At 70.9% G+C, this 15,843-nt stretch carries 14 protein-coding genes and 1 tRNA gene; 10 read left to right on the top strand and 5 right to left on the bottom strand.

Features of this window, described 5'->3' with window-relative positions; genetic code table 11:
- Positions 1–121: 121 nt before the first annotated feature.
- From ACZ6SD_RS06425 to ACZ6SD_RS06400, 6 genes are all read left to right on the top strand, one after another.
- Positions 122–775, top strand: coding sequence for a hypothetical protein (locus ACZ6SD_RS06425; protein WP_465315865.1), 654 nt, complete (start codon positions 122–124; stop codon positions 773–775).
- Between the two features lie 39 nt (positions 776–814).
- Entirely contained in the window at positions 815–1,348 is a 534-nt protein-coding gene (locus ACZ6SD_RS06420) for a hypothetical protein (RefSeq protein ID WP_465315864.1), read from the top strand.
- Between the two features lie 65 nt (positions 1,349–1,413).
- Positions 1,414–2,007, top strand: a complete 594-nt coding sequence (locus tag ACZ6SD_RS06415) for a hypothetical protein (protein WP_465315896.1) — start codon at positions 1,414–1,416, stop codon at positions 2,005–2,007.
- A gap of 140 nt (positions 2,008–2,147) precedes the next feature.
- Positions 2,148–4,937 (top strand): type I DNA topoisomerase, encoded by a 2,790-nt coding sequence (gene topA, locus ACZ6SD_RS06410; RefSeq protein WP_465315863.1) that lies wholly within the window; start codon positions 2,148–2,150, stop codon positions 4,935–4,937.
- Between the two features lie 280 nt (positions 4,938–5,217).
- Positions 5,218–7,218, top strand: coding sequence for a bifunctional MFS transporter/dTMP kinase (locus ACZ6SD_RS06405; protein WP_465315895.1), 2,001 nt, complete (start codon positions 5,218–5,220; stop codon positions 7,216–7,218).
- On the top strand, positions 7,218–8,414 hold the full coding sequence (locus ACZ6SD_RS06400) for a DNA polymerase III subunit delta' (RefSeq protein WP_465315862.1): 1,197 nt from the start codon (positions 7,218–7,220) through the stop codon (positions 8,412–8,414). The genes ACZ6SD_RS06405 and ACZ6SD_RS06400 overlap by 1 nt, the downstream gene beginning before the upstream one ends.
- A gap of 4 nt (positions 8,415–8,418) precedes the next feature.
- On the opposite strand, the gene ACZ6SD_RS06395 is transcribed toward ACZ6SD_RS06400, so the two are convergent.
- Positions 8,419–9,756, bottom strand: coding sequence for a hypothetical protein (locus ACZ6SD_RS06395; RefSeq protein WP_465315861.1), 1,338 nt, complete (start codon positions 9,754–9,756; stop codon positions 8,419–8,421).
- A gap of 10 nt (positions 9,757–9,766) precedes the next feature.
- Here ACZ6SD_RS06395 and ACZ6SD_RS06390 point away from each other — a divergent pair, with 10 nt between their 5' ends.
- Together ACZ6SD_RS06390 and ACZ6SD_RS06385 are read left to right on the top strand one after the other, a co-directional pair.
- Positions 9,767–9,916, top strand: coding sequence for a hypothetical protein (locus ACZ6SD_RS06390; protein WP_465315860.1), 150 nt, complete (start codon positions 9,767–9,769; stop codon positions 9,914–9,916).
- Between the two features lie 177 nt (positions 9,917–10,093).
- A tRNA-Thr gene (locus tag ACZ6SD_RS06385) sits at positions 10,094–10,167 on the top strand.
- A 377-nt stretch (positions 10,168–10,544) separates the two neighbouring features.
- Here ACZ6SD_RS06385 and ACZ6SD_RS06380 read toward each other — a convergent pair.
- The gene (locus tag ACZ6SD_RS06380; RefSeq protein WP_465315859.1) at positions 10,545–11,345 is read right to left on the bottom strand and encodes an oxygenase MpaB family protein; all 801 of its coding nucleotides are present in this window, start codon (positions 11,343–11,345) and stop codon (positions 10,545–10,547) included.
- A gap of 168 nt (positions 11,346–11,513) precedes the next feature.
- Here ACZ6SD_RS06380 and ACZ6SD_RS06375 point away from each other — a divergent pair, with 168 nt between their 5' ends.
- Positions 11,514–11,834, top strand: coding sequence for an HNH endonuclease (locus ACZ6SD_RS06375; RefSeq protein WP_465315858.1), 321 nt, complete (start codon positions 11,514–11,516; stop codon positions 11,832–11,834).
- 9 nt (positions 11,835–11,843) lie between these two features.
- Positions 11,844–12,479: an MSMEG_1061 family FMN-dependent PPOX-type flavoprotein gene (locus ACZ6SD_RS06370; protein WP_465315857.1), complete on the top strand. Its 636-nt coding sequence runs from the start codon at positions 11,844–11,846 to the stop codon at positions 12,477–12,479.
- Here ACZ6SD_RS06370 and ACZ6SD_RS06365 read toward each other — a convergent pair.
- The 3 genes from ACZ6SD_RS06365 to ACZ6SD_RS06355 are packed head-to-tail and all read right to left on the bottom strand — an operon-like array spanning position 12,476 to position 15,791.
- On the bottom strand, positions 12,476–13,240 hold the full coding sequence (locus ACZ6SD_RS06365; protein ID WP_465315856.1) for a thermonuclease family protein: 765 nt from the start codon (positions 13,238–13,240) through the stop codon (positions 12,476–12,478). The two genes, ACZ6SD_RS06370 and ACZ6SD_RS06365, sit on opposite strands and share 4 nt — an antisense overlap.
- 11 nt (positions 13,241–13,251) lie before the next feature.
- The gene (locus tag ACZ6SD_RS06360) at positions 13,252–14,979 is read right to left on the bottom strand and encodes a serine/threonine-protein kinase (protein ID WP_465315855.1); all 1,728 of its coding nucleotides are present in this window, start codon (positions 14,977–14,979) and stop codon (positions 13,252–13,254) included.
- A complete protein-coding gene (locus ACZ6SD_RS06355; RefSeq protein WP_465315854.1) occupies positions 14,976–15,791 on the bottom strand; it encodes an AzlD domain-containing protein in 816 nt (271 codons plus the stop codon). The genes ACZ6SD_RS06360 and ACZ6SD_RS06355 overlap by 4 nt, the downstream gene beginning before the upstream one ends.
- Positions 15,792–15,843 lie beyond the last annotated feature (52 nt).

The following is a 15,843-nucleotide window of genomic DNA, read 5'->3' as shown; positions in this document are numbered from 1 at the left end:
CGAGGCCGGTTCCCACACGGAGGGAACCGGCCTTTTTCGACGTGCGGGCTGATCATCGGCCTGCGAGCATCGGGGCGTCGCCGGGGCGGGTCCCGGATCATTGATGCAAGGAGAACGTGACATGGTGCGTCGTCTCGTCGCGGCAACCGCGACGGCCGCTGCCTTCGGACTCGGCCTCGCCGGGTGCGGTTCCGACCCCGGCACCGCCCCGGGCGCCACCTCCGGCGCCCCCGCCGCCACGACCACGAGTGGGACCGCGGGCAATGGCGACGCGGTCGCGTGGGCCGAGAAGCTGTGCTCGTCGGTCGCCCCGGATGTCGAGACGCTGGAAGAGGGCCCGCAGGGCATCGATGGGAACGACCCGAACAAGGCCAAGACGGGCATGGTCGCGTACCTGGGCAAGCTGTCGAACTCGCTCGACTCGATGACCACGAGTTTCAAGGACGCGGGCGCCCCGCCGGTCGCCAACGGCGACCAGTTGGCCGCGAAGTCCTCGGACTCGCTGGACGAGGCCAAGAAGATCGTGGAGGGCGCCAAGACCAAGTTCGAGGGCGTCAACACCGCGGACCCGGAAGCGTTCAAGGCGGGCTTCCTCGCGGCCGCTCAGGACCTGCAGAAGCTCGGCGACCTGGACCCGACCAAGGGCCTGCGCGAGAACAAGGAGCTGGAGTCGGCGTTCAAGTCGGCGCCGTCCTGCAAGAAGCTGGACGACACCGAGCCCGAGTCGGAGGCGGCCTCGGAGACGGCGTCCGCGCCCGCGAGGCCGACCTCCTGAGCCAGGGCAGCCCGATCAGGACAGCGTGATCAGGACAGCGTGATCAGGACAGCGGTGACGGCCGCCGCGACGAGCCTCGTGCTCGTCGCGGCGGCCTGCACGTCCGCGCCCGCCCCCGACCCGGCGGCCAAGACGGCGTGGGCCGACCGGCTGTGCGCCGCGGTGGCCGACGCGAACGCCGTTCTCGCGACCGCGCCGCCGCCGATCGACACCGGGGACCCGGCGGCGGTCAAGAACACGCTCAGCGCTTACCTGGGGGCTCTTACCGATGGTCTGGGGCGCGCTGTCGAAGCGGTAAGAGGGCTCGGACAGTCACCTATAGATGGTGGCGACCGGCTTTCCCGTGCCGCGGGTGACGCCTATGAGGGTCTGCGGCAGCCGCTTACCGAGGCGAAGACAGTCCTGGACGGCGCCCAGGACGCCGACACCGTGGCGCGCGTGGTGAGCGAAGTCGCCCCCCGACTGGAGGCGGTCGCCACCGCCGATCCGCTCGCCGTCGACGGTGATTCTGACTTCACCCATTGGGCCGAACAGGCTCCGCGCTGTGCCGAAGTGCCCGCGCTGCGTCGCTGAACCGATTCCGCGCCGCTTTACCGTGATCGAACTATTGTTCTATTCTGGCCGCCGTGGCACGGCAGATGTCGTTCTTCTCCGCCGAGGCGACCGCTCCCCGGGTCGCCGATTTGGCAGGTCTGCTGTGCGGTCCCGGCCGCACGATCGTCTTCGCCAAGGCGACCGCCCGGCTCTCCCTCGCCGTTGACGACCCCTGGCGGGCGAACGCCCTGGTCAGGGCCTGCGCCGAGCGCGGTGTCGCCGCCGAGGTCAAGGTGTGCGAAGAGGTCGGGCGGCCGTTGCTGCGCACCGCGTTCCGGTCCGATCTCGCCCCGCTGGCCGCGGCGTGGAGCACCGGTTCGGCCAAGTCGGTTCCCCGCGATTTCGGGCTGGATGGCGCGATCTTGCGCATGTGGGTTCTGGCGGCGGGCCGGTGGACAGAAGGCTCTTACCTTCTCCCGTTGGACCCGGAAGCGCCCGAGACCCACGAGCCTCTTGTCGCGGTGTTAGCCCAATGCGGTCTACCTGCGGCAATGCACTCGATGGGGGACGAGGGCCCGGCCCTGCGCGTCACCGGCCGCAGGCGGCTGGGCAGGCTGCTCGAACTGGTCGGCCCACCCGCCGACCCGGGCTGCGCGGACCAGTGGCCGGCGGTTTCCCGGATGCGCGTCGTGTCTTGACCGTGCTAGAGGTGGTAAAGGTTCATACTTCGTCGGCCGATCTCCAGCGCAGGGCAACCTGGAATAGGGCATTCTCCGCCCGGCGTGCACACTGACTGGCTGACGCAGGCTTGATACGGGGTTACAGAGAGCGGGACAGCGTGGCTGGGTCGACAGGGACGAAGAGAAGCGGCGGCGGCGCCGACGGCGCCGCACCCCGGCGTTTGGTGATTGTCGAGTCGCCCGCGAAGGCCCGCAAGATCGCCTCCTACCTCGGCCGCAACTTCGTCGTGGAGTCCTCCCGCGGGCACATCCGCGACCTGCCGCGCAAGGCGGCCGAGGTCCCGGAGAAGTACAAGGGCGAGGCCTGGTCCAACCTCGGCGTCAACGTCGACAACGGCTTCGAGCCCATCTACATCGTGACCCCGGACAAGAAGTCCACGGTCACCGAGCTCAAGGGCCTGCTCAAGGACGCCGACGAGCTCTACCTGGCCACGGACGGCGACCGCGAGGGCGAGGCCATCGCCTGGCACCTGCTCGAAGCGCTCAAGCCCAAGGTCCCGGTGCGCCGGATGGTGTTCCACGAGATCACCGAGCCCGCGATCCGCGCCGCGGCCGAGAACACCCGCGAACTCGACCGCGACCTGGTCGACGCCCAGGAGACCCGCCGCATCCTCGACCGGCTCTACGGCTACGAGGTCAGCCCGGTCCTGTGGAAGAAGGTCATGCCGAGGCTGTCGGCTGGCCGCGTGCAGTCCGTGGCGACCCGGATCGTGGTCCAGCGCGAGCGCGAGCGGATGGCGTTCGTCGCGGCCAACTACTGGGACATCTCGGCGACCATGGACGCCGGGAAGACCGCCGAGCCGCCCACGTTCGGCGCGCGCCTGCTCTCCGTCGACGGCACCCGCCTGGCCACCGGCCGCGACTTCGGCCAGGACGGCAAGCTCAAGGCGGGCGCCGAGGTCCTCTTGCTCGAAGAGGCCGAGGCACGCCGACTTACCGAGGCGCTGGCAGGCGCGGCTCTCACCGTCTCTAGTGTCGAAGAGAAGCCGTATACCCGTAAGCCGTACGCGCCGTTCATGACCTCGACTCTGCAGCAGGAGGCGGGCCGCAAGCTGCGGTTCGGCTCCGACCGCACCATGCGCACCGCGCAGCGGCTGTACGAGAACGGCTACATCACCTACATGCGAACCGACTCCACGACGCTGTCGGAGACGGCGATCGAGGCGGCGCGCGCGCAGGCCACCGACCTCTACGGCGCGCAGTTCGTGCACCCGACCCCGCGCCAGTACACCCGCAAGGTCAAAAACGCCCAGGAGGCGCACGAGGCCATCCGCCCCGCCGGTGAGGTCTTCCGCACCCCGGGGCAGGTCGCCGGTGAGCTGGAGGCGGACGAGTTCCGCCTGTACGAGCTGATCTGGCAGCGCACCATCGCGTCCCAGATGGCCGACGTGCGCGGGACGACCATGACCGTGCGCATCGCGGGCGCCGCGGCCAGCGGCGAGCAGTGCGTGTTCTCGTCGTCGGGCCGCACCATCACCTTCCCCGGCTTCCTCCGCGCGTACGTCGAGGCGGTCGACACCGAGGCGGGCGGCGAGGCCGACGACGCCGAGCGCAGGCTGCCGCTGCTCACCAAGGGCCAGCCGGTCACCGCGCGGGACCTGGCCGCGGACGGGCACACCACCAGCCCGCCGCCCCGCTACACCGAGCCCAGCCTGGTCAAGGCCCTCGAAGACCTGGGCATCGGCCGCCCATCCACCTACGCCTCGATCATCAACACGATCCAGGACCGCGGCTACGTGTGGAAGAAGGGCTCCGCGCTGGTCCCGTCGTGGATCGCGTTCTCGGTCATCGGCCTGCTCGAACAGCACTTCGAGCGCTTGGTCGATTACGACTTCACCGCCGCCATGGAAGAGGAGCTCGACGGCATCGCCGCGGGCACCCAGCAGCGCACCGACTGGCTTTCCGGCTTCTACTTCGGCGGCTCGGTCGGCCCGGAGGGCTCCATCGGGCGCTCCGGCGGGCTCAAGAAGCTGGTCGGCTCCGGGGTCGAGCACATCGACGCGAAGGAGGTGAACTCCATCCAGGTGTTCACCGACGCCGAGGACCGCCCGGTCGTCGTGCGCGTCGGCCGGTACGGGCCGTACCTGGAACGCGAGGTCGACGGCGCGGCGCAGCGGGCGAACCTGCCCGAGGACCTGCCGCCGGACGAGCTCACCGTCGAAGTCGCCGAGAAGCTGTTCGCCACCCCGATGGAGGGCCGCTCGCTGGGTGTTGACCCGGTCACCGGGCACGAGATCGTGGCCAAGGAGGGCCGGTTCGGGCCGTACGTGACCGAGGTCCTGCCCGAGCCCGAGGAGCCCCCGGCGCCTGCGGAGGGCGCGAAGAAGACCCGCGCGAAGGCTCCCGCCAAGCCCAAGCCGCGCACCGGCTCGCTGTTCAAGTCGATGTCGCTGGACACGGTGACGCTCGACGACGCGCTCAAGCTGCTCTCGCTGCCGCGTGTCGTGGGCGTCGACCCGGCCTCCAATGAGGAGATCACCGCGCAGAACGGGCGCTACGGGCCGTACCTGAAGAAGGGCGCCGACTCGCGCTCGCTGACCAGCGAAGACCAGATCTTCACCATCGGTCTGGACGAGGCGCTCAAGATCTACGCCGAGCCCAAGAAGCGCGGCAGGCAGGCCGCCGCGGCCGCGCCGCCGCTGCGGGAGATCGGCAACGACCCGGTGTCCGGCAAGCCGATGGTGATCAAGGACGGGCGTTTCGGCCCGTACGTCACCGACGGCGAGACGAACGCCTCTCTGCGCAAGGCGGACAGCGTGGAGACGCTGACCGACGAGCGCGCCGCAGAACTGCTCGCCGAGAAGCGCGCCAAGGGCCCCGCCCCCAAGCGCGCGCCCGCCAAGCGCAAGGCCCCCGCGAAGAAGACCCCGGCCAAGTCGAAGTCCTGATCCCGCTGCGGGGATCACTCAGCGAGATCACGTGATGTGACCCCCTTCGCCCACCGCGGATGGTTAGCTGTCGGCGATGCCGGGAATCCACCCGATCCAGTGATGGGGTCGGCGGTGGTGCTTGCTGAGCGTCACCGGGCGCCCACCGGTTCTGGGCCACCCGGATGACCAGGCAGGACGCGTCTCCCGGCTACGCTGGAAGCGGCGACGGCGTGGAAAGTGGGTGGCGGGCATCAGCGGCGGCCTGAGCGAGGACGAGAAGACGGGCGCTGGCGCGTCCATGGCGCACCGCGCCCGCAGCGTGCTGGCCATCCGCCCGTTCCGCAGGCTGTGGGGTGTCACGTACCTGTGCAGCGTCGGTGACTGGCTGTCGCTGCTCGCGCTGGCGGGCTTCGCCGCGCAGATGACCCAGGACTACAAGGCCCAGAGCTTCGCGTTCGCGGGCGTCGTCCTCACCCAGCTGCTGCCCGGGCTGCTGTTCGCGCCGCTCGGCGGGATCTTCGCCGACCGGTTCGACCGCCGCAAGGTCATGGCCCTCGCCGACATCGGGCGGTGCGGGCTGCTCCTGTCGATCGCCATCGCGGGCTCGCCGGTGTGGCTGTTCGTGGGCAACTTCCTGGTCGGCTGCTGCGCGCTGCTGTGGATCCCGTCCAAGGAGGCCGCGGTCCCCAACCTGCTGCGCAGGCCCGACCAGGTCGAGACGGCCAACCAGCTCGGCATGGTGATGACCTACGGCATCTCGGTCATCAGCGGCGCGGGCCTCTACGCGGCCATCACCGGCGTCAGCACCAACCTCAACATCCAGCCCGACGCCAGCGGGATGGGCATCGGCAGAGTCATCCTGATCATCACCGGTCTGCTCTACCTGGCCAGCGCCGTCCTCATCGCCACCCGCATCCCGGAGCTGTCCCGCCGCGTCGTGGCCCCTACCGCCTCCGACGACGAGCAGGCCGAGAAGTCCGGGATCATGGCCATGGTCCGCGACGCGGCCCGGTTCGTCCGCACGACCCCGATCGTGCGCGGCCTGCTCATCGGCATGATCGGCGCGTTCGCGGCGGCCGGGGCGCTGGTCGGGTCGGCGCAGCTCTACGCCAACAGCCTGCTCGGCGGCCTGTCGTCGTTCGGCCTGCTGTTCGTCGCGCTGTTCATCGGACTCGCCAGCGGCATGACCGGCTCGCCGAAGCTGGCCCGCCGCCTGCCGCACAACCGGCTGTTCGGCATCGCGATCGTGTTCGCCGGACTGGCGCTGGTCCTGGTGGCGCTGTCGCCGCACCTCGCCGTCTCGCTGATCACCGTCGCCATCCTCGGCGCGTGCGCTGGCGCGGCCTTCCTGACCGGCGTCACGATCATCGGCACCCAGGTCGAGGACGCCATCCGCGGCCGGATCAACGCCATCTACCAGTCGCTGATGAAGCTCATCCTGGCGGGCGCGATGGCGCTGACGCCGGTCCTGGTTGGCTTGGTGCGACCGCACAGCATCACCCTGTTCGGCCGCGAGATGGTCGTCGACGGCACCCGCCCGGTGCTGCTCGGCGCCGCGGTCCTCGCGGTCCTGGCCGGGGTCGTGGCCTACCGGCAGATGGACGACCGGCGCTCCGAGACGATCCTGGCCGACCTGCTCGCCGCGATCCGCCGCAAGCCGCGCCGCAGCGCCGGGATGCTCATCGCGGTCGAGGGCGACACCCACCTCGACACCGCCACCCAGGCGCACCTGCTCGCCGACTGGCTGCGCGGGCCGGGCACCAAGGAAGTCCTGCTCGCCACCGACCCCGCTTTAGACGACGCCCGCCTGCACGCCGTCCTCATGGGCGCGCGGCTCACCAGCCCCCGCGCGCAGGCCCTCGCCGCCGCCGCGGTCCGCGCCGACCTGGTGGAGCGCGAGATCCAGCCCGCCCTCGACCGCGGCGCCCTGGTCGTCATGGAACGGTTTGTCGACAGCCCCCTCGCGCACCTGTCCGCCGCGGCCGGACTCGACCCGGCCGAGCTGGAAGGACTCGCCGACTGGGCCACGTCCCGGCTGCGCCCCGACATCACGGTGCTGCTCGACCGCGACCCGGCGACCCTGCGTCCGCGCTCGGGGAACTCGGAGCATCATTGGCACGTGCAGAGCGTGCTGACCGACATGGCCGCGGCCGATCCGGACCGCTATGTGGTGGTCGACGGCGACGGGTCCCCCGAGGACGTCGCCGACCGGGTCCGCCTGGCCGTCCAGACCACCGTCGCCGGGCGCAAGCTGGCCCGGCTCGTCCCCGACGCCCCGACCCCGGTCGAGACTGGCTGATGGTGGGCGTCTGGTCACAGCTGGTCGGCCAGCCCGAGGCCGTGGACATCCTCAGCACGGCGGCGACGGCCGCGGCCGGGCTGGTGGACGGCACCGGCACCGCGGCGGGCATGACACACGCCTGGCTCTTCACCGGACCACCTGGCTCCGGTAGGTCTGTCGCCGCCCGTGCGTTCGCCGCCGCTCTTCAGTGCACAGCAGGCCAAGAGGTGCCCGGCTGCGGCGAGTGCCAGGGCTGCCACACCAGCCTGTCCGGCACCCACGCCGACGTGCGGCTGGTGGTGCCCGAGGGCCTGTCGATCTCGGTCGCCGAGATGCGGGCCTTGGTGCAGACCTCCGCGCGCAGGCCGACCAGCGGGCGCTGGCAGGTCGTCATCATCACCGACGCGGACCGGCTTACCGAGGGCGCGGCAAACGCGCTGCTCAAGGCCGTCGAGGAACCTCCCCCGCGTACCGTGTTCCTCTTGGCGGCGCCTTCCGACCACCCGGAAGACGTGTCGGTCACCATCCGGTCCCGCTGCCGGTCGATCGCGCTCCGCACTCCCGCCCCCGACGCCATCGCCGAGGTCCTGCGCCACCGCGACGGCGTTGACGCGGACACCGCCATCTGGGCGGCGTCGGTCTGCGGCGGCCACGTCGGCCGAGCCCGCCGCCTGGCCACGGACACCGCCGCCCGCGACCGCCGCGCCAAGGTCCTGCGCATCCCGTTGAACCTGCGCAGGCTCTCCGACGTCTTCGACTGCGCCGACGACTTGGTCAAGGCCGCCGAGACTGACGCCAGCGAGGTAAGCGGCTCCCGCGACGAGGCGGAGAAGGAAGCCCTCAAGATGGCCATGGGCCACGGCGGCACCGGCAAGGGCGCCGCCTCCGCGACCCGGGGCAGCGCGGGCGCGATCAAGGAGCTGGAGAAACGGCAGAAGTCGCGCGCCACCCGCACCCAGCGCGACGCTCTCGACCTCGCCCTGGTCGACCTGGCGGGCTTCTATCGGGATGTTCTCGTCACGTCGTCGGGGTCGTCGGCCGCGCTGAACCACCCGGATCACGCAGAGGGCAGCGCCCAGGCGGCGGCCAAGTGGACCCCGGAGTCGACGCTGCGGCGGCTGGAAGCGGTGTTGCACTGCCGAGAGGCGCTAGAGATGAACGTCAAACCGAGGATCGCTATCGAGGCGATGGTGACCGCCCTCTATTTCGGGTAGCGCGTCAGTCGGTCTTACGTCGCCCAGGCAGCGCGGCCACCAGCACCACGCCCACCAGCAGCAGAGCCGTGCCGGTCCAGAACAGCGGCACCGAGTGGTAGGCGGCGGTCGTGTAGGCCAGCGGCGGCGCGGCCATGCCCTGCGGGGCGGGCACGGGCGGATTCCGCGGCATCTGCGTCGCGGTCCCGCACACCACCCCGCCGGTCGGAGCGAACGCCCGCGCGACCTGCTCGCCCAGCGAGACCTGTGCGAGCGCGGACGGCAGGTTCGGCAGCCCGAGCGCGTCGGTCGGCAGCACCTGCAAGTCCAGCATCCGCGCGGTGGCGCCGAGCTGGTGACCGTCGAACGGCTGGGTCGCCTGCTCGCGCTTCTCGGTCAACCCCGCGACCGACAGCCGCAGCACACCGAGATCCAGCTTCTTGAGCCCGTTGGCCAGCGCGTCCTGGACGCCCTGGCCGTCGGCTAGCAGGGCGCCCACGATCGGCAGGCCGTCCAGCCCCGGCAGGGTGCCCGGCAGCGGGATGCCGACCGGGATGTCCAGCTTCGGATTGGCCGCGTCCAGCCTGCCCAGGCTCTTGCCGCCCTGAACGACCTCCAACACCGGCGCCGTGTACGCCACCGAGGACGTGGCCGCGTCTCCCGTGGACGTCACCCGCAGCGTCGGCTGGCTGACCACGTTCACCGACAACTCAAACGGCGTCCCGGCAAGCACCTTCACTGACGCCGCCTGCAACGTGGATGTCGACTGGACAGCCTTATTGGCAGACCCCGGGATATCCACCAACTCCACGACAGACCTAGCCGACAGGGTGTTGGGCAGACTGAGCAGCGCGCTGTCATCGCCCAGCACGCCGCCGAGCGTGCTCAACGGCCCCGCCAGCTTCTTGAGCCCGGCCACGACCGCCTGATCGCCCGCGGCGTCCAACCCCGGCGCGTCGAACACCCCGGTCAGATCGGCGACCCCTGGCAGAGTCGGGATCGTGGTCAACGCCGACAGGCTCGCCAACTCGGTAGACGAATCCGCGATAGTCCCCACACACGGCCCGAGAGTGTCACTCCACTGGGCCCGCACGCTCCCGTTGAGCGCCCCAGCCTTGACCAACGGTGTGGCGGGAGGATTGATCCCCCCGGTCCTCGGTTCCTGCCCACCCGGCGGCGCCGTCTGCGCCAACGCCCCCGGCGCCTGCGGACTGGCCCCCGCCACCGCCACCCCACCCGGCGCGGCCTGCGCCACCGCCTTCTCGTACGACAGGTAAGCCTCCGAGTTGGCCTGCGCGCTGGCCAGCCCGAACCCCACCTCGACCGCGGGCTGCCGAGGCAGCTTGTCCCCAGCCCCCGGCATGATCGTCTTGGTGGGAGCGGAGTTCGGCAACACCCGGACCACCGCCAACCCCGTCCCCGCGTCCCCCACCGCCCGCCCCAACGGCCGCGGCCCCACGGGAGCGGACGCGGGCGGCGCACTCGGATTCGCGGGCGGCGGCACCGGCGTCGTCGCCACCTGAGCGGCCGCCGGAGCCACCCACAACCCCAACACCGACCCGGTGACCAACACCACAGGCAGTCGTCTCAGCATGACCCCGCCCCTCCCACCCACATCCGCACCCGCGGCACCTACCCACCCAACGACGGTGGCCCTTGCCGGTGACGCCCAGCGGCCCGCTACACTTGTCCACGGCCACGCCGCCTTAGCTCAGTCGGCCAGAGCGATTCACTCGTAATGAATAGGTCAAGGGTTCGATTCCCTTAGGCGGCTCGCAGGTCAGAGGGGTCGGCCCGTTCGCGGGCCGACCCCTCGTGGCCCCAAACGTGGCCCAAGTCGGCCTACCGTGGCTTATGGCGAACTCATCAAAGCCCCGGAAGCGGCCCGTCCACTCTGGTGGGCGGGGCCTGATTGTCTCTCTGGGCGACTCCGTTCCCGCATGGCCCACCGCGGTGTGGCTCCCGGGGCGTCCACTGGCCGCAGTGAGCCCCCGCCTATGAAGAAGGACCGTTCCGTGCAGGCGGGGTGGAAGCCTTCGTTTTGCACGCACGTGGCCAGCTTGGCGGTCTTTCTCTCCCCCAGAAACATCGGTATTGGCGCTGGTATCGCCTTGTGATGAGAGGGGTTCGATTTCCTAAGGCGGCTCGCGCTTAACCCCGGTGGTGGAAAGCGTAGGTGGCGCCGGGGTATTGGCGCGCCCAGCGGGGGAGGGCCGAGAAGGTGGTGCGGATGCGGTCGGACTGGCGGGCGAAGCGGAGGGCGTCCAACGAGGTCCAGGGGATTCCCAGCTTCTCGCGTAGTGGGTGGGGGAGGGTGCCCAGGGTCAGGCGGGTCAGGTGCGAGCCCAGGCGGGGCAGCAGGCGGTTCCAGAGGGGGAACCGCGGGAGCGGGGGTGGGATGTCGCCGGTCAGGGCGTGGAGGACGTCTTGGGCTGACTGGGTGTTGGTGAGGGCTGTCGCGGTCATGTCGTCGATGTAGGCGCGGAAGTCGGTGTAGGTCGCGGGGGTGGTGCGGGGCGGGATGCCCAAGCGGGCGCCGAGGGAGCGCCATTCGGCGTAGAGGTGTTCCTCGTCGGGGATGGGGGTGGCGAAGTGGCGCCAGGCCGCGATAGCCGAGTCGAGCAGGGTGGCATGGACCCAGAAGTAATTCTCCGGGTTCAGCGCGTGGTAGCGGCGGCCAGCGGCGTCGACACCGTGGATGCGGCGGTGGAGGGCGCGGAGGCGGACCGCCTCTTGGTCCGACTGCGGGCCGCCGAAGGTCAGGATGAAGGCTGAGTTCACCGTGCCCCACAGGCGCGGCCAGGGGTTTGTCCGGAAGTCGGAGAACTGGGCGACGGCGGCGCCCACAGCGGGGTGGGACACCTGCATCACCAGCGCGCGGCCCCCGCACAGGGCGGTGCGGACATCCGCCATCACCCGCCAGGTCACGGAGTCCGGGCCTAAGGAATCCATGCCGTTTCGTAGCACGGATCGGTAGGTTTCGGGAGTGGACCGGGTGGATGTGGTGTCGCGCTTCGAATCGCGGGCGGGTTTCACCGAGCCCACTGGTGCCCTCTTGGAGTGAGGGGTACGACTCCGCCACAGGCGGGCGGCGGACGGGTGGTGGTGTGTTATCCACGGGTGGTCGAGCGGGTGCACGGCGACCAGTGCCAAATTTTCGGCATCCGGTTGGAGACCGCGACCGGCGCGCACAGTGAGGCCGCGCACATCCGGGGGCTGGGGCGGCCGCACGACGGTCCGGACGAGATGGCGAACGTGCTCTGCCTCTGCCCCAACTGCCACACGCTGTTCGACCTGTTGGCGATCTACATCGACCCCGACTGGACCGTGCGGCGGGTGAAGGACAGGACTGCCGTGGCGACGTTGACGCGGCGGCCAGAGCACCGCATCGACGTGCGGCACCTCGAATATCAGCGGATTCTCTGCGGTGTGCGGCGGTAGCGTCGGCCGGTGACCAACGACCTCTTCGCCGACGCCGTCGGCTCTGTGGACGAGTTGCGGGCGATCTATCCCGAGCAGTCGGCCATCGCCAAGGGCAAGCAGATCGATGTGGTGGACGACCTGGCCCGGGAGTTTGTGGCGTGTTCGCCGATTGTGTTCGTGGCCAGCGCGGATGCCGAGGGGCGGTGTGACGTGACGCCGCGGGGTGGGCCGCCGGGGTTTGTGTCGGTGTTGGCCGAGGGGACCGTGGTCGTGCCGGACGCCACCGGGAATCGGCGGATCGACACGTTTCAGAACGTGGTGGCCACCGGGCGGGCGGGGTTGATCTTCCTGATTCCGGGGCGGGGGCAGACGCTGCGGGTGAATGGGCGCGCGTGCGTGTCCACGCGCCCGGAGTTGCTCGCGTCGTTGACGGCGGTGGGCAAGCCGCCGCGGGCCGCGTTGGTGGTGGAGCCGGAAGAGGTGTTCACGCACTGCCCCAAGGCGTTCGTCCGGTCCAAGGTGTGGCAGCCGGAGACCTGGTTGGACGCGGCCGCCCAGCCGGACCCCGCCGAGATCGTGCACGCGCACATCGGCGACCCGGCGATCACCCTGGAGCGGATCCGGCAAGACCAGATCGACAGCCTGCGCTACCGGCTGGCCTAGTTGTCGCAGGCCACGCCGTCGTCGTCGCGGTCGAGTTCGGGGCGGTAGCCGGGGGAGCCGCGGTGGAGCGGGGCGGCGCCCGCCGCTTTGGCCTGGGCGCAGTTCTTGTAGTACGGCGACGCCGGTGTGGTTTTGGGTGGGGGATCGTCCGAGGTGGGGTGGGACGCAGGCGGGGTTGTCGTGGTCACGGCCGTCGTCCGGGGCGGTGGGGTGGACGAGGTTGTGGTTGTCGCGGTTGCGCAGGAGATGCCCCAGAGGCCGCGGCTGGCGGCTTTCGCCGCTCTCTGGGCCTCGGTTAGGGCTGTCGGGGCTGACGGGGCGGTCTTGGCCATGCCGCTGCTCAGGGCGAGCACGGCGAAGTCGGAGCCGTCGGTCAGGCTTACCGCGCCGGGGTTCGCGAGCACGATCTCTTGGCCCGCCAACGTCTTGCGGGTGAACGCCACCGCCGCCGATCGCCAGCACTCTTCGGCGGGCGCCAAGCCCGCCAGGACGATTCGCTCGCCTGTCGAGAGCACGACCGTTCTGGCGTCGACGACCTCGGCCACGGTGATCGCCGCCGTGCCCGCGGGCGTGGCGAACAGGCTTTTCTGGGCCGATTGCGTCGGCAGCACGGCGAACTCCGGCCCACCCGACGATGGGGGGCCGGTCCCGCCGCCGATGAGGACGGCTGCCGCGATCACCGCGGCGCCGCCGCCCACCCCGGTGATCCGCTGCCACCGGGGCGTGGCGCGCCACCGGTCGCCAAGCTGGGACCAGGTCACCGAAATCCTCTCTAACGGCGGGCGGACCACGCTGTCGCGAGCACGAGGCAGCTTGCCGCGATCGCGCCGACCACGGCGCAGCCCACCGCGTAGGTCGCTGACGGCTCGGTGGTTGTGAGCGCCGAGATCAGCAGCCAGGTCGCCGCCCCGAACAGCGCGCCCAGCGGCATGGCCGTGATCGGCGCGGCGGGCCGCCGGTGGCCGCGGCGCAGCGTGCGCATGACCGATTCGAGGTAGGCCAGGGCGAACAGGCCGAGCAGCAGGCTGCCGGTGCCCATCACGCTGGCCATCGGGTGCTGCGGCGAGACCAGGGTGAACCGCTGCGCCGGACCGTCGCCGACCCGCACCTCACCGGTGGCCGCGCCGCCTACCAGCCAACGCATTAGCGCCTGGGGCTTAACGCTGGCCTGAAAAGCGCCGTCTTTCGGGATCACGTTTTCCAGTAAGACGGTGCCCAGCGGCACATCGGCCGCGGTCACCGCGAAGTGGACAACCGTCGGTCCCTGGCTCGCGCTGGCCCCGGAAATGGCGATCGGCTCGCTCAGATCGACCTCAATGGGCTTGGCGTTGGCGACTCGCTGTCCGTTGACGGTGAGGTCTGTCGGATCGTGGTCCAGCGTCTTGGGCGCGGTGAACGGCACGACCACCAGCACGATCAGCGCCAGCGCCGCCACCAGGCCGGGCCACAGCGGTGACGGGCCCGTGCGCAGCAACTCGCTCGCGGGCCGCAGCGCCTTCCCGCGCAGGTCGTCGGCCCGGAACGTGCGGGTCGGCTCCGGGACCAGGCCGCGCACGGGCGGGGAGACCACGGTGGGCGCGTCCGGCTGCCTGCTGGCCTGCTGGGCGATCGCGCCGGTCACCCGAGGAGCCAGGTGGACCGGCACCCCCGAGCGCTCCAGCCAGCCGGGCCCGAACACCGCGGTCGCGGCGGCGCTGAGGTCGACGGCGAACGCCTCGGCGTCGCGGTAGCGCTGCTGCGGGTCCCGGGCCAGGCTGCGCATGACCACAGTGGACAGTGGTTGGGGAACGCGGGGCAGTGGCTGCGGGTCGGTGAAGATGCGTTGGCGCATCATGCTTACCGCGCCGCGTGTGCGGTCGTACGGGAGGTCTCCGCACAAGAGTTCATAGAGCACTGTCCCGGCCGCATAGACATCCGCGGCCGGTGAGAGCGGGTTGCCCATCGCCTGTTCTGGCGCGATGTAGGCGGGTGTGCCCAGCACCTCGCCCGCGTGCGTGACCATCGTCGCGCCCTCGCTGACCACCTGCGCGATGCCGAAGTCGGCCACCTTCATGACCCCGGCGGAGGTGAACAGCAGGTTCTTCGGCTTGACGTCCAGGTGCAGGACACCGGCCACGTGCGCGGCGTGCAGCCCGCCCAACATCGCCAGCGCGATCGCGCACGACTGCTCACCGGTCAGACCCGCGCCGTGGAAAGCGTCGTAGACCGTGCCGCCGTCTAGCTTCTCCATCACCAGCAGGTTGTCCTGACCGGTCTGCACATAGTCGTAGACCGGCACGATGTGCGGGTGGTCGAGGCTGGCCAGCACCCGCGCCTCCCGGTCGAACCGGGCGTTGACCTCCGGGTCGCCGACCAGGTTCGCGGGCAGTTGCTTGATCGCCACGGCGCGCCCGAGCGAGCGGTGGGTGCCCTCGAACACGACCCCCATTCCGCCCGAGCCGATCTTCTGGCCGACGACGTACTGCGGCAGCGCCGCGGCGAGCCCGGTGGGCGTGGTCATCCGGCCGACCCGTGGGCGCTGAAGTGCCGGGTAGACACGTCCACGGTCTCCTCGGCCCGGTCGCCCTCGCCCTCGGGCGGTCCGGCCGGTGTCGGGTGCGGGGTTAGGAAGCCGAGCAGCAGCGCGATCACCGCGGCGCCCAGCACGATCGGGATCTCCACGGCGGGCTCCGGCGGCACGAGCCGCAGCACCGACAGCGTCACGACCGCGACCAGGCCCGTGCCCACGCCCGCGGGCAGGAACCGCAGCGCGCGGCGGAACCGGTTGGGCGAGAGCCGGTGGCGCGCGAGGGCGAGCAGAGCACTTGCCCACGTGATCGCGGTAAGCACGATTAACGCCAGTCCGAACACGCCGTAGACCGACCAGTAAGAGCCGCGCACGTCGGCCACGGTGCTCGCCCCGCCCAGTGCTGTCCGGTCCTCGGAAAGCAGCTCGACCGACGTCGGCAGCAGCCCGATGGCCTGGCCGTCGAGGTCGCGCACGTCCAACGGGAACGTCCGGACGGTCTGCCCGCGCGCGGGCACCTCGAACGGCAGCGTCGTGTCGTAGGCGTAGAAGGTGAGCGCCAACGCGACCCCGGAGACCCGGACCAGGCGCACCTTCACCGGCGTCGAGCCCGGGTTGACCGCCGTGATGGACAGCTCGGCGGGCTTGCCCGGGTCCAGCTCGACCGTGCGGCCGACGATGTCCTGACCGTCCACGGTGACGGTGACTCTGAGTGGTTCGTCGGACTCCTGCGCCGCGGCAGGCGTCGCGCCGAGCACCAGGACGGTGGCCACTAGGGCAACCGCCGCGGCGATAAGACGTCCCATGGGAGAACTCCCGAGTGAAGCGGGCCCGATCGAAGCGGAATGCTACAGCGAG

This window comes from Actinokineospora sp. NPDC051303, assembly GCF_055586285.1.
Note: the sequence above shows the minus strand (reverse complement) of the source record. Positions and strands in the feature narration are given on the sequence as shown.